14 protein-coding genes are annotated in these 14,173 nt (G+C 65.7%); 3 read left to right on the plus strand and 11 right to left on the minus strand.

Translation table 11 applies throughout. From position 1 onward, the window contains the following. A partial coding sequence (locus tag NA5_RS38230; RefSeq protein ID WP_245672672.1) for a YrdB family protein occupies positions 1-388 on the minus strand: 388 nt, incomplete at its 3' end. A 37-nt stretch (positions 389-425) separates the two neighbouring features. After that, positions 426-956: an RDD family protein gene (locus NA5_RS38235; protein WP_062993924.1), complete on the minus strand. Its 531-nt coding sequence runs from the start codon at positions 954-956 to the stop codon at positions 426-428. Between the two features lie 253 nt (positions 957-1,209). Between NA5_RS38235 and glnA the strand changes: the two genes are divergently transcribed. Continuing rightward, positions 1,210-2,646 (plus strand): type I glutamate--ammonia ligase, encoded by a 1,437-nt coding sequence (gene glnA / locus NA5_RS38240; RefSeq protein ID WP_062993925.1) that lies wholly within the window; start codon positions 1,210-1,212, stop codon positions 2,644-2,646. 85 nt (positions 2,647-2,731) lie between these two features. Here glnA and NA5_RS38245 read toward each other — a convergent pair whose 3' ends face one another. Together NA5_RS38245 and NA5_RS38250 are read right to left on the minus strand one after the other, a co-directional pair. Further along, entirely contained in the window at positions 2,732-3,988 is a 1,257-nt protein-coding gene (locus tag NA5_RS38245) for an MAB_1171c family putative transporter (RefSeq protein ID WP_062993926.1), read from the minus strand. A 1-nt stretch (position 3,989) separates the two neighbouring features. Then, a complete protein-coding gene (locus tag NA5_RS38250) occupies positions 3,990-4,493 on the minus strand; it encodes a hypothetical protein (RefSeq protein ID WP_062993927.1) in 504 nt (167 codons plus the stop codon). Positions 4,494-4,903: 410 nt separating this feature from the next. Here NA5_RS38250 and NA5_RS38255 point away from each other — a divergent pair, with 410 nt between their 5' ends. Then, positions 4,904-5,794 carry a tyrosine-protein phosphatase gene (locus tag NA5_RS38255; protein WP_062993935.1) on the plus strand — a complete coding sequence of 297 codons (891 nt, stop codon included), beginning with the start codon at positions 4,904-4,906 and terminating at the stop codon, positions 5,792-5,794. A gap of 122 nt (positions 5,795-5,916) precedes the next feature. Here NA5_RS38255 and NA5_RS38260 read toward each other — a convergent pair whose 3' ends face one another. Together NA5_RS38260 and NA5_RS38265 are read right to left on the minus strand one after the other, a co-directional pair. Continuing rightward, positions 5,917-6,468 carry a hypothetical protein gene (locus tag NA5_RS38260; RefSeq protein ID WP_062993928.1) on the minus strand — a complete coding sequence of 184 codons (552 nt, stop codon included), beginning with the start codon at positions 6,466-6,468 and terminating at the stop codon, positions 5,917-5,919. A gap of 44 nt (positions 6,469-6,512) precedes the next feature. Next, positions 6,513-8,720 carry an elongation factor G-like protein EF-G2 gene (locus NA5_RS38265; protein WP_062993929.1) on the minus strand — a complete coding sequence of 736 codons (2,208 nt, stop codon included), beginning with the start codon at positions 8,718-8,720 and terminating at the stop codon, positions 6,513-6,515. 449 nt (positions 8,721-9,169) lie between these two features. Here NA5_RS38265 and NA5_RS38270 point away from each other — a divergent pair, with 449 nt between their 5' ends. Next, a complete protein-coding gene (locus NA5_RS38270; RefSeq protein ID WP_062993930.1) occupies positions 9,170-9,604 on the plus strand; it encodes an ester cyclase in 435 nt (144 codons plus the stop codon). A 113-nt stretch (positions 9,605-9,717) separates the two neighbouring features. Here the strand turns inward: NA5_RS38270 and lipA are convergent, their stop codons facing one another. The 5 genes from lipA to sucB form a co-directional block, all read right to left on the minus strand. After that, positions 9,718-10,734, minus strand: a complete 1,017-nt coding sequence (gene lipA, locus NA5_RS38275; RefSeq protein WP_062993931.1) for a lipoyl synthase — start codon at positions 10,732-10,734, stop codon at positions 9,718-9,720. Between the two features lie 78 nt (positions 10,735-10,812). After that, positions 10,813-11,547: a lipoyl(octanoyl) transferase LipB gene (lipB, locus tag NA5_RS38280; protein WP_062993932.1), complete on the minus strand. Its 735-nt coding sequence runs from the start codon at positions 11,545-11,547 to the stop codon at positions 10,813-10,815. A gap of 122 nt (positions 11,548-11,669) precedes the next feature. Then, entirely contained in the window at positions 11,670-12,203 is a 534-nt protein-coding gene (locus NA5_RS38285) for a GNAT family N-acetyltransferase (protein WP_062993933.1), read from the minus strand. Positions 12,204-12,237: 34 nt separating this feature from the next. After that, a complete protein-coding gene (locus NA5_RS38290) occupies positions 12,238-13,143 on the minus strand; it encodes a TIGR01777 family oxidoreductase (RefSeq protein ID WP_062993934.1) in 906 nt (301 codons plus the stop codon). 23 nt (positions 13,144-13,166) lie between these two features. Continuing rightward, positions 13,167-14,173, minus strand: a 1,007-nt coding sequence (sucB, locus tag NA5_RS38295; protein WP_063813849.1) for a 2-oxoglutarate dehydrogenase, E2 component, dihydrolipoamide succinyltransferase, incomplete at its 5' end; no start/stop codon positions are given.

Genomic DNA, 14,173 nt, shown 5'->3' on the forward strand with positions numbered 1-14,173 from the left:
AAGAGGTCGTTCCGGTTCGCCCGTTGTCGAGCAACCAGGTGATCCGGTCGTAGCCGATGGCGTGGTAGACGACGAGCACCGCGGTGAAGGCCAGAGCCCAGCGCGGCAGTCCCGCGATCCAGAATGCGGCCGCGCCACCGAACAGCACCACAAGCTCGACCACGAGACGTACCCAACCGTCCACGGCGATCGGGGCCTTTCCGCTGCGGCTCGGATCGCCGGGCACCGCGAACGTTCCCCAAGCCGCGGCGGCGGCCAGCGGCAGCAGGACAACCAGCACATAGCGCCAAGGCGAATCGAATACGCGCCAACCGCAGACCGCGAATGAGGAAATGGCCGCGAGCTCGAGGAACAGGCGGACCGCCAGCATGACCGGATTCAGAGACACCGCCGGAGCGTACTGCTGCGACGCCCGCCCGGCGGCACTAGCGCGAGCGGACGACCGCGGTGCCGGTGGCGCGGTCGTGCATGCCGCGACCATCGGCGTCGGTGAACAGCGCCGGAACCACGAAGACCAGCAGCACCTGGCGGGCCAACGCACGCACGAAACCGACGGCCACCGGCGCATCCACGCGGATGACGCGCAAGCGCAGGAAGTACTGACCGGGCGTATACCCGAACAGCGACACCGCGACGACACCGATCACGAACCACACCAGCAGGTTGGGCGTGGTGAGAGCACTCACAATCGCCTCGAAATTCGACGGACGCGGCTTCCCTGCCGGAATATCCATCCCGGCGATGATCTTGTCCGGATTCGGCCGCACGATGATCGCGGTCACACCGAGGGAAATGAACCAGTCCACCACGAGCGCGACGATGCGCCGGAACATGCCGACCAGCGACCCGGCCCCCGAGCGCGGCAAACCCAGGTTCTGACCGGGGAACTCGGGGGTTGCCGGATCGCCCGGGTCCGCCGAAGGTCCGGAGAGCCAGGATCCGCTGATGCGTGCCATAGCCCCCAGAATAGGCCTCTACGACCGGTCGTAGGACACCGCATTAACCCAAGGTGACCTCGGCGGGCGCTGGTAAAAATGGCAGGACTACCATGCTGTTCGAGCCCGGGTGGTCCGAAACACCCGGCCCGCCGCACGTGTAACACTGGCGAAACACAGCCTTGATTGCTGGGAAACACCGCGTCCATACCGTCTGGACGCGACGAACCCATGCAATCGACACTGGCTGGGAACCGATCCGTAAGGAGAACAAGTGACGTTCAGCACGGCCGACGAGGTCATCAAGCACATCAAGGAAGAGGAAGTCGAATACGTCGACATCCGCTTCAGCGATCTTCCCGGTGTGCAGCAGCACTTCTCGATCCCCGCGAAGGCTTTCACCGCTGACCTCGCCGAGGAAGGGCTAGCGTTCGACGGCTCCTCCGTCCGTGGCTTCCAGTCCATCGACGAGTCGGACATGCTGCTGCTCCCCGACTACAGCACCGCTCGGCTGGACCCGTTCCGCCAGGCCAAGACGCTGAACCTCAACTTCTTCGTGCACGACCCGTTCACCCGGGAGGCCTACAGCCGCGACCCGCGTAACGTCGCGCGCAAGGCGGAGGAGTACCTGCGCTCGACCGGTATCGCCGACACCGCGTACTTCGGTCCCGAGGCGGAGTTCTACATCTTCGACTCGATCCGCTACGACTCGGCCATGAACGGCGCCTTCTACGAGATCGAATCGATCTCGGGCTCCTGGAACACCGGCGCGGAGTTCAACCCGGACGGCACCCCCAACCGCGGCTACAAGGTCCGCAACAAGGGCGGCTACTTCCCGGTCGCTCCGTACGACCACTACGTCGACCTGCGCGACAAGATCTCGACCAACCTGCAGAACGCGGGCTTCGAGCTCGAGCGCGGCCACCACGAGGTCGGCACCGCCGGTCAGGCCGAGATCAACTACCGCTTCAACACCCTGTTGCACGCGGCCGACGACCTGCAGCTGTTCAAGTACATCGTGAAGAACACCGCGTGGCAGGAAGGCAAGACCGTCACCTTCATGCCGAAGCCGCTCTTCGGTGACAACGGCTCGGGCATGCACGTGCACCAGTCCCTGTGGAAGGACGGCAAGCCGCTGTTCCACGACGAGGCCGGTTACGCGGGCCTGTCGGATCTGGCGCGCCACTACATCGGCGGCATCCTGCACCACGCGCCGTCGCTGCTGGCGTTCACCAACCCGACCGTGAACTCCTACCACCGCCTGGTCCCGGGCTACGAGGCCCCGATCAACCTGGTGTACTCGCAGCGCAACCGCTCCGCCGCGGTCCGCATCCCGGTCACCGGCAACAACCCGAAGGCCAAGCGCATCGAGTTCCGCGCGCCCGACTCCTCGGGTAACCCGTACCTGGCCTTCGCCGCCATGATGATGGCCGGTCTGGACGGCATCAAGAAGAAGATCGAGCCGAAGGCTCCGGTCGACAAGGACCTCTACGAGCTCCCGCCGGAGGAGGCCAAGGGTATCCCGCAGGCGCCCACCAGCCTGGCCTCGGTCATCGACCGCCTCGAGCAGGACCACGATTACCTGACCGAAGGCAACGTCTTCACCCCCGACCTCATCGAGACCTGGATCAGCCTCAAGCGCGAAAACGAGATCGCGCCGGTGAACCTGCGTCCGCACCCGTATGAGTTCGAGCTGTACTTCGACGTGTAAGTCGTTGTGAGGCTTTGACCTGCGCACGGAGTCTGTCCTCGGTCTCCGTCCGCGGTAGTTGTCAGCGAGTCCATCCGTTCCGTGATCACTTCACCGATTGCGGAACGGGTGGACTCGTCTGGTTCCGGCCACAGTTGTCCATGGTCTCGGGGTTGGTGGCGACGTCACCGTGACGCAACGGCGAATCGGCCAGGCCGCGGACGTATGGCCATGCCTCGGCAAGTGCGAGTAGCTGCCGCAGTTCCGCGGTAAGGTCCCGTGCCCCGGGTTGGACTTGATGCCTGGGCGTGAACAGGCTCGCACTCGGGGGGTGCCCGGCGGCTTTGGTGGCAATGGCCTCGGCGATGCGGCGGGCATGGATATGTGGGTCACCGCCGGTGGCGGCCAGATCGTCGGGGCTGTCGCTGTAGCGCTTGAGATGTAGCAGGCTGTCGCGGATCTCGACCGTCATGCGGTGTAGACGGATGGCGGGATCTGTTCGACCGTTCTGGTCGCGCCGCATCTCCAGGACGATTTCGGGTACGGCTGCGGTGAGATCGATCCAGATCGGCTGTAGGCGGCGGCAGTATCGGCCGGTGCGATCCCATCCGATGCGGGTGAGCACGGTGCTGATCAGCGGCACCGTGATCGCTGCGGGAGCGCCGACAGCCGAGAGAAGGAAGCCGCTCCATGCTTTCCAGTGCATCTCCGGATCGAATGACGGACGGCCGGTCATGACGCTGCTGATGGCCTCGATCGGGCATGCCACCGCTACCAACCCCGTGCCCACCGTGGTGCACAGGACGACTGTGTACAGTGCACGTTCCTGCCAGGTGGTGTCGCCTACGGTACGCAGCTCGCGCACACTTACTCGGCCCACGAGCATGGCCATAGCGCCGAGCGGCAGCGAAAACGCGACCCAGACAACGACGGCTGGCCAGCCCAGGGCTTGGTCGATCAACTGGTCGGCGCGGCGGGCGGGCGTCCCTGCGATCAGGATGACGGCGGTGACGGTGATCGTGACAAGGTAATAACGCCGCTGCCTGCGCCACGCGTGGGCAGGATCGGCGCCCGCCCACAGCTTGGCAATGCCGTAGATATTCGAGATGGCCAACACGGTTGCCCCCAGCGAGAGCTGTCGGGCGATATTCACCACGTCGCTGTCGTCGCCGGGCAGCAGCCAGGCGAGTGACTGTTCGAACCATGCCTCCCGCAACAAGTGTTCGGCGAGAGCGGCGGCGAGTCCGCGGTTGATGAGCCGGTCGACGATGCCGTCCCGCAACAGCCACCATCGACCGGCGAGCACCAACGCGAGACCTGTCAGCACAGGCCAGGTGATCAGACCCGGTATCGGGGAGGTCATCTCATCGATGCCGGTTTCGGAAGAACGTCGAACGGAACCGGCTCGCCGACCGCTTCGGCAGCATCGCTTCGACCAGCAGCAGGTCGGCAAAGGTTTCGGCGGCGCGCTCGCGCTCACTGCCGTAGTCTTCGCGGCGCAGTACGCTGCGGATGGTTTCCAGCGACAGCGAGGGCATCAATTCACGCAACGGCAGATCAGCCGCGGCAGCACCCGCGGTCCCGCCGTGGCCGAGCAACATGTGACCGATCTCGTGGGCGATGATGTGATCGGCATGCCATTCGGTGTCGGCCCCGTACATGATCACGTCGTCGCCTTCCCTGGCAATCCACAGGCCACTTCCGGTGCCGCATCCATTCCCCGAGAGTGCGCCGACGTCGATCGGGCACAGCGTGATCGGCCGTCCCCGGTACTGCGCCACCCGCGCGATGTACTCCGTTATGTCCCACGGGTAGGGGATCGGTACAAGGCGACCCAGGTCCTCGAATCGCGCGGCGAGATCCTCCATTACACCTTCCCTCGTTGATCACGTGACCTATGCCGATATTGCGGTGAGCGTAGTCGCCTGCGGTGCTTTGTCGCGGGGTGGCCTGTCGCGCAACCTTTCTCGCATTCGCCCGCGGTGGATCGGCCCTGCGGTCACCCCTGACGGGGCATCGAAGTAGCCGAGACTTCACTGACGCTCGTCCGCCGGACGCGGTGGTCTATATACCGCGCGGGCAATTCCGAGTAGGCATATACTGCTTCGGCACTGTCGCAACGGATTTCGTCACGCGCTGGCGCGGTAGGCGCTTCCGCGTCAGAGGGATAGCCTGAATCTCATTGAGCGGCACGGGAATACCGGTGAGCGGGGTAACGGCGGCGGGATCGGTTCGAAGTGGCGCACCCGGGTGCCGAGTGGTTCTATTGTCCCGCGCCATGAGGATTTCACTTGTTTCACTTATAGGTGCCGCTGCCGCGGCATTGGCGTTGACCGCGACGGGGGTGCAGCCTTCAGCGGTGGCTGAGCCGAGTATTGCGGCTGTCGGCGGGAAGATCGATCTGCAGGGAGCGGTCAATGTCCGGGATATCGGGGGGTATCGGACTTATGACGGGGCGACGGTCAAGGCAGGGAAGGCGATTCGGGCGGATTCGTTGGAGAAGTTGACGGACTCCGACGTGCAGAAGCTCGGAACCCTGAACCTCAAAGCCGTTATAGATCTGCGGACACCCGCGGAGGTGCAGTTCGCGGGGGCCGACAAGGTGCCCGCGGGGGTGCAGAAGGTGGCGCGGCCGATCGATGACACCGGGTTGTTCCAGCAGATGCTCGCGGTCATTCAGTCTCGGGATCCGGTGAAGCAGGAGGAACTGCTCGGGAACGGGAAGGCCCAGGAGATCATGGCCAATGTGTATCGGAGCTTCTTCACCGATGATTCGCGAGCGAAGTTCGGACAGACGATTCGGGATCTGGCGGCAACGGACCGGGCGACCCTGTACCACTGCACCGCGGGTAAGGACCGGACCGGTTGGCTGACATATGTGGTGTTGCGCGCCGTCGGGGTGCCGGAATCTACTGCGCGCCAGGACTATCTGCTGTCGAATCAGTATCGGGCTGCCGCGGACGCCAAGTTGCGCGAGCAGGTGAAGCAGGCGGGTCTGATGCAGAATCCCGATCTGCTCATTCCGCTGCAGGAAGTGCGTGACGAGTACTTGGATACCGCGATCGCCACGCTGGAACAGAACTATGGCGATTTCGGGAAGTTCCTGACCCAGGGCCTCGGCCTCGACGGCAGCACCCTGGTCCAACTCCGCAAAAACCTCGTGAACTAACCAGAACGCTGCGGGCCCACTCTGCCAAGGGTGGGCCCAAATGCGCTGTCGCACAACCATTCACGATCGCGCACACCGTATAGCCTGTGCGAACTCCGGATACCTTGTGCGACAGCGCAAGGTCAGATCGGGAGGACCCACTCGGCCAGGTCCCATAGTGAGACGCCTCCGGTGCCGAATGCCGTGACCAAGGTGTAGGCGATGAGTGCGTCCTCCAGGGTCGGCTGCCAAACGGTCACTTTGTGATCGCGTGCGGTGAAAGGCAATGTCCAAAGGACATCGATCTGGTGCGATCCGGTCAGTGTGAATTCGCCGAGAACATGTTCGCCCTGCTTCTTCTGCCCCAGCATCAAGGTGCTGGAGTGCAGATTCGTCGGCATGAGCCGCATGATCTTGCCATCGAACTCGGCAACCGCTCGATAGGTCCACCGGTAGTAGAAGTGCCCGCGCCCGACCGTCAACCTGATGGGGCGATCGTTGATCGATGCCCGCAGCCGCTTCGCATTGCGCGTCCCGATGGGAACACGCTGACGTGTCCGCGGACCGATGCGCTCGATGGTCACCACCGTGGCATCGTCGAATACCGGTGTGGTGACGACTCTTTCGTCGGCCCGCGTGATCACGATCTTGCCGAAATGCTCGGTGTCGACAACGAAACGCTCTGGACTGCTCACCCGGCTCCTTCGACGCTAGCGAAACATGCTGTGGCCGCTGGGTATCAGCCCGACTTCTTGGCCTGCTCGCGCACCGCGCCCGCCAATGCGTTCGGCATCGGCTCGTGCCGGACATACGAGCGCGTGAAATCACCCGCGCCATGCGAGAGCGAGCGCAGATCTATTGCGTAGCGGGTGAGTTCGACTTCGGGCACCTCGGCGTGGATGCGGGTGCGACCGGTGCCGTGCGGTTCGGTACCGAGGACGCGTCCGCGGCGGCCGGACAGATCGCTGAGTACCGGACCGACGTAGTCGTCGGTGACCACCACCCATACGTCCGCGATCGGTTCGAGTAGGTCGATACCCGCGGCGGCCGCGGCCTCGCGCAAGGCGAGCGCACCCGCGGTCTGGAATGCGGCATCGGAGGAGTCGACCGAATGCGCTTTGCCGTCGAACAGCGTGACGCGCACATCGACCAGCGGGTACCCGGCCGCGACCCCGCGTGCCGCCTGGGCGCGCACCCCCTTCTCCACCGACGGAATGAACTGCCGCGGCACGACTCCGCCCACCACCCGGTCGACGAATTCGATACCCGATCCACCGGGCAGCGGTTCCACCTCGATCTCGCAGACCGCGTACTGTCCGTGTCCGCCCGACTGTTTGACGTGCCTGCCCTTACCGTTCGCCTTGCCCGCGAACGTTTCTCGCAGCGCGACCTTGTGATCGATCACGTCGACCTGCACGCCGAACCTGGTGCGCAACCGCTCCAGCGCGACATCGCGGTGCGCCTCGCCCAGACACCACAGCACGACCTGATGGGTATCCGGATTCTGTTCCAGCCGGACTGCGGGATCCTCGGCCGCCAGGCGGGCAAGACCGCTGGAGAGCTTGTCGTCATCCGCCTTACTGTGTGCCTGAATGGCAATGGGCAGCAGGGGATCGGGCATCCGCCACGGTTCGATCAGCAGCGGGGTGGCCGTCCCGGACAGGGTATCGCCGGTTTCCGCGCGGCTCAGCTTCGTGACATAGGCGATATCCCCGGCGATCGCCTGGCCGAGTGGGCGCTGCTGTTTGCCGAACGGTGCGGTGACGGCGCCGATGCGCTCGTCCACATCGTGGCCTTCGTGGCCGCGGTCCTCCAGTCCGTGTCCGCAGACGTGCACGGTGTCGTCGGGGCGCAGGGTGCCGGAGAAGACGCGGACCAGCGAGACGCGTCCGACATACGGGTCCGAGGCCGTGCGGATCACCTCCGCGGCCAATGCGCCGTCGGGATCGCAGTGCAACGGGGTCGGCGCCGCGCCGTCGGAGGTGGTGACCGCCGTGACCGCATGTTCCGACGGTGTCGGAAACCCGCCGGTGATCAGCTCCAACAGCTCTACGGTCCCCAGGCCCTGCTTGGCACCCTCGGGAGCGGGCGCGCCGAACAGCACGGGATGGAAGCTGCCCCGGGCGACCGCGCGCTCGAGGTCCTCGACCAGTGCCGCCAGCTCGATCGCCTCGCCGCCGAGATAGCGCTCCATCAGCGTCTCGTCTTCGCTTTCGGCGATGATGCCCTCGATCAGCCGGTTGCGCGCCTCCTCGAGCAGCGGCAGCTGATCGGCGGACGGTTCGCACTGGACTTCCTGCCCAGAGGAGTAATCCGCGACGCAGTGCGGCAGCAGTTCGACCAACCCCGTCACCGGGCGATGACCATCCGGACTCTTCGGTCCGTACACCGGAAGATGCAGCGGCAGAATGTTTTCCGAGGAACCGCCGCCCAGCACCAGCCGACACGTCTCGGTCATCTCGTCGAATTCGGCGCGTGCGGTATCGAGGTGGGTGATCACGATGGCCCGCGGCATCCCGACCGCCGCGCACTCCTCCCACAGCGCGCGGGTCGCGCCGCTCACCGCCTCGGCGCCCTCGGCCGCGGAGATGACGAACAGGGCCGCATCCGCCGCGCGCAGACCCGCGCGCAGCTCACCGACGAAATCGGCGTATCCGGGGGTGTCCACAAGATTGATCTTGATCCCATGCCACACCATCGGCACCACCGACAGCTGCACCGATCGGTGCTGGCGGTGTTCGATCTCGTCGTAATCCGAGAGCGACGTCCCGTCCTCCACCCGGCCCGCGCGATTCACCGCGCCCGCCGTGAGCGCCAACGCCTCCACCAACGTGGTCTTACCCGACCCACTGTGCCCGACCAGTACCACATTCCGGATGTCCTCCGGCCGCTGCGCCGTCACAGCCTTACCGTTGGTCCCTGCGGACGCACTCGCTTTCTCGACCATGTGTCTCGCTTTCTCGGTCGACACCTACGGTCCTTCGAGCTTCCCACCAGCGGTCGCCTCGCGTGCACGGATCGGGCGATCCGATGTATTCGGGTGCGTTCGGGTCGGCGCGCATATGGGGTTCGGGGGCGCGATCACCGGTAGACGTCGTGCGAGGGCGCCGAACGCTCGCAACAGTCCGCGTTCCGCTTACCCAGGTACGAAAGAGGCGCACAATGATTTCGGTACACCGGCTCCAGGATTTGTGATCGGCGGGTAGCTGGATATATCCGCAGGCAAGATATGGACGGTAATCCGCCGGGAGGGCAGCGTCCACATACTGGGGCGCGGCGCCTCGATCCGCTGCCTGGCATCGCGTTCGCGCTCCACACCACACTCGTGCCGGGCACGAGGATGCCGTCCAGCGACCAACTGTCCGAGTTCGGCACCATCAATCGAAAGGAAGCGCCATGTCAGAGCAGAACAAAGCCAACGCCAAGCGCATTTTCGATGCGTGGAATGAGCGAGACCTCGACGCATTCGACGAGGTGATCGCGGCTGATTGCATCAGCCACGATCCACAGAACCCGTTCGCCGATATTCATGGCCCCGACGGTTTCAAGAAGCTCGGCCAGATGTATCTCAACGCGTTCTCGGATCAACGGTTCTTGGTCAACGAGCAGATCGGCGAAGGCGATTTCGTCACTACCCGATGGACGGGGACAGGCACCAATGACGGCGAGATGATGGGGATGTCGCCGACTGGCAAATCGGCGGTCGTTCAAGGAATCACGATCAGCCGCTTTCAGGACGGCAAGATCGTCGAAAGCTGGACATGTTGGGACACGCTCGGGATGATGCAGCAGCTAGGCGTCGTCCAGCCGGCGCACTCTGCGACGACCTGACTCGCTGCTGTTGGATGAAGTCAAGTGCGGCAGTGAAATTCGGCGGATCATTGTCGACACCGGCGATCGAACCCAGCGGCAGCAGCCGCTCGGTTCGATCGCCGCAGTCATAGTCAGCTACCGAAGCGCGCCAGCACGGAGCTGGCCTCCTGGGAGGCGGAGCCCTCCTGGGCGAGATGCGCCATGGCGGGGGAGATTTCGCGGCCGTGGTGGGCCATCGCCTGGGCGTAGAGGCGGCCCGCGCGGTAGGAGGAGCGGACCAGTGGTCCGGCCATGACACCGGCGAAGCCGATTTCCTCGGCCATGCGGGAGTGCTCGACGAATTCCTCCGGCTTGACCCAGCGGTCCACCGGGTGGTGCCGCGGGGATGGGCGCAGGTACTGGGTGATGGTCAGGATGTCACAGCCCGCCTCGTGCAGGTCGCGCATGGCCTGGGTGACTTCCTCCGGGGTTTCGCCCATGCCCAGGATCAGGTTCGACTTGGTGACCAGGCCGTCTTCGCGGGCGGCGGTCAGCACGGCGAGCGAGCGCTCGTAGCGGAATGCCGGGCGGATCCGCTTGAAGATGCGCGGCACCGTCTCCAGGTTGTGCGCGAGCACCTCGGGACGGGACGAGAAAACCTCGGCCAACTGCTCGGGGACCGCGTTGAAGTCCGGGATGAGCAGTTCGACACCGGTATTCGGATTCAAAGCCTTGATGGCTCGGACGGTTTCGGCGTAGAGCCAGGCGCCGCCGTCCTCGAGATCGTCGCGCGCGACACCGGTGATGGTGGAGTAGCGCAGGCCCATCGCCTGGACGCTTTCGGCGACCCGGCGCGGCTCGTCGCGATCGAGCGCGGCGGGTTTGCCGGTGTCGATCTGGCAGAAGTCGCAGCGGCGGGTGCACTGTTCGCCACCGATCAGGAAGGTGGCCTCACGGTCTTCCCAGCATTCGAAGATATTGGGACAGCCCGCTTCCTCGCACACCGTATGCAGGCCTTCGCGTTTCACCAGGCCCTTGAGTTCGGTGTACTCGGGGCCCATCTTGGCTCGGGTCCGAATCCATTGAGGCTTGCGCTCGATCGGGGTCTCCGCGTTGCGCGCCTCGATGCGTAGCAGTTTGCGTCCTGCCGGTGCTGAAGCTGAGGTCACTCGATCGACCTTACGCCTGCCGTGCGCCGCCGTCGGATGCAGTCCGTCACTGTCCCGGGCAACGTGACAGCAGCCGACTCATTCGGCGCTCGCGGACCCCACAACCGGTGCGGCGCGGACGATATCGTGCGCTGCCACCGGGAGTTCGCCGTTGAGCGCGCGAGTGATCGCATCGGCGACGAGCGGCTTGACTTCGGCCACCGTGACGTCGCGGCCGAGTTCGCGTGTCAGCGTGGTGACTCCCGCGTCGCGGATGCCGCACGGGACGATGGCCTGGAAGCCGTCGAGCGCGGAATTGCAGTTGAGCGAGATGCCGTGCAACGCGACCCCCTGCTGCACCCGCACACCGATCTGGGCGACCTTGCGCTCGGAGTAGAGCTCGGTCGCGGCCAACCACACCCCGGAACGGCCCTCGACTCGGCCGCAGTCCAGGCCCAGGTCGGTGCAGACGGTGATCAGCGCTTCTTCGAGCCTGCGGACGTAATGCACGACATCGACCGGCTCGGCCAGCCGCACGATCGGGTAGCCGACCAGCTGGCCCGGTCCGTGCCAGGTGATCTTGCCGCCGCGATCGACCTGCACCACCGGGCTGCCGTCCATCGGCAGATCCTCGGCCTCGGTGCGGCGACCGGCGGTGTAGACCGACGGATGCTCCAGTAGGAGCAAATGATCGGAGCCCTCCCCGGCGGCCCGCTGCGCGGCGATCGACCGCTGCATATCCCAGGCGCTGTGGTAGTCGATGAGTCCGAGATCCTCGACCACGATCGGGGTCGTATCGAATCGGGCGGACCAGGTGGTGCGCGTGTCGTTCACGTCCTCGACGGTACGCCGAGTGTGTCGATTCGATAAACCAACCCGATGTGGGCGATGCCACAGGGTTGCCGGGTTTGGTATCGGGGCAGGTGTGCGCGCCGGTCCACGGTGTGCGGCTGCCGTCAGTCGCCCTCGATCGGCAGCGTCAACTGCATCAGGGTCAGGTCCATCCAACGTCCGAATTTCCGTCCGACCTCCGGAAGTACCCCGACGGTGCGGAAATCGAAGCGCTCATGCAGCGCGATCGAACCGGTATTGCCCGATTCGATGGCGGCGACCATGGCGTGCACGGTGCCCGCCCGGCGGGCGCGCTCGATCAGCTCGGTGAGCAGGGCGCTCGCGATACCGCGGCGGTGGAAACGGTCGGCGACATAGACCGAATTCTCCACGGTGAAGCGGTAGCCCGATCGCGTTCGCCACGGGCCGTAGCTGGCGTAACCGGCGACCTCGCCACCGATATCGGCGACCAGAATGGGCAGCCCGGCCGCGGTGCGCCCGCGGAACCAGGCGCGTCGGTCATCGAGATCGACCTGCTCGTGATCCCAGATGGCAGTCGAGGTGGCGATATTCGCGTTGTGGATGACCAGGATCTCGGGCAGATCGCCCTCCCGCGCGTCCCGGATGACGGTGGCGGCTCGGGTGTCCAGCTCGGTCATCGATCTACTCCATGGTGGGTCTTCGGCTACCGCGTCAACGGTCGTCATCGCGGCCGAGGGCGGCCGCAAGTGCCGCGCCGATCGTCTGGTGCTGGAACGGATAACCCGCCGCTTCCAGTGCGGTCGGGATCGCGCGCGGCCCATGCAAGATGGCCTCCTCGGCGAATTCGCCGATCAGCGCGCGTAATGCGAACGCGGGCACCACCAATGGGGTCGGCCGGTGCAGCACGCGACCGAGAGCCCGATTGAATTCGGCATTGGTGACCGGTGCCGGACCGACCGAATTGATCGGCCCGGCAATGCTGTCGTGGGTGAGCGCGAAGATGATCGCGCCGATCTCGTCGGCCATCGAAATCCACGGCGTGTACTGCCGACCATTACCAAGTCGGCCGCCGAGACCGAGCGAATACAGCGGCTGCATCATGCCAAGCATGCCGCCGGACTGGGAGAGCACCACGGCACTGCGCAGCAGCACCGTGCGCACACCAGCCTCGACGGCCGGTTTGGTCGCGGCCTCCCAGTCCCGGCAGAGGGTGGCGAGGAAACCCGTTCCCGCAGAGGTGGTTTCGTCGACCACCCGGTTGCCGGTGGCGCCACCGTAGTAGTGCACACCGCTGGCATTCACCAGCACCGGCACACCGGTGGCGGCCACCGCATTGGCCAGCACATCGGTCGGGGTAAGGCGACTGTCGCGCAGCTGCTGTTTATAGCTGCCGTTCCAGCGCCGCCGTCCGATGCTCGCCCCGCAGAGGTTGACCACCGCGTCGGCGCCCCGCAGGGCCCGCTCGTCCAGATCGGCGCGAGCGGGATCCCAGCGGTATTCGTCCGGCGCGTTGGGGGAGCGGCGTACCAATCTGGCGACTTCGTGCCCCTCGCGGCGCAGCGCCGCGACGAGTGCCGTCCCGATCAGCCCGGACGAACCGGCGATCACCACCTTCATGCGCGACAGACGACCCTTTCCGACTACAGACCGAGGTCCGCCTCGAACGCCGCTTCCTCGAGCCGGTGCCGGATCGTGGTCAGGAAGCGACCCGCATCGGCGCCGTCGATGAGGCGGTGATCGTAGGTGAGCGGCAGGTAGCACATGGACCGGACGCCGATGGATTCGTTGCCGGTCTCATCGGTGACCACCACCGGACGCTTGACGATCGCACCCGTGCCGAGCATGCCCGCCTGCGGCGGAACCAGGATCGGAGTGTCGAACAGTGCGCCCTGGCTGCCGATATTGGTGATGGTGAAGGTGCCACCGGCGAGCTCGTCCGGCTTGAGGCCGCCGGTGCGGGCGCGGTTGGCGATATCGGCGATGGCGCGGGCCAGTCCGGCCAGCGACAGGTCACTGGCGTTGTGGATCACCGGGGACAGCAGACCCTGCTCGGTGTCGACGGCGATGCCGAGGTGCACCGAGGCGTGGTAGGTGATCTCCTTGGTGGACTCGTCATAGCTGGCGTTCACATTCGGGTGTACACCGAGCGCCTCGACGACCGCCTTGGCGAAGAACGGCAGGAACGTCAGGTTGACGCCCTCGCGGTCCTTGAACGCGGCCTTGGCCTGGCTGCGCAGCGCCGCGATCTTGGTGACATCCGCCTCGTGCACCTGGGTCAGCTGCGCGGTGGTCTGCAGCGATTCCCTGGTCTTGGTGGCGGTGATCTGGCGGATGCGGCTCGCCTTCTGCACGGTGCCGCGCAGATGGGCCAGCTGCGAGGGGGCTGCCGCGGCGGGAGCCTTCGAGGCGGGTGCGGCTGCCGCGGGGGCGGCGGCCGGAGCGGGGGCCTTCTTGGCCTCGACGGCGGCGAGCACGTCCTGCTTGCGGATGCGTCCGCCGACACCGGAGCCGGTGACGGTGGCGAGGTTGACGCCGTTCTCTTCGGCCAGCTTGCGGACCAGCGGGGTGACGTAGGGGGTCGCGCCGTTGCCGGAGGTGTCCTGGGTGGGCGCCGGAGCCGTTGCGGCCGGAGCCGGAGCCGGAGCAG

The sequence above is a fragment of the Nocardia anaemiae NBRC 100462 genome (assembly GCF_001612725.1).
Taxonomy (GTDB): Bacteria; Actinomycetota; Actinomycetes; order Mycobacteriales; family Mycobacteriaceae; genus Nocardia; species Nocardia anaemiae.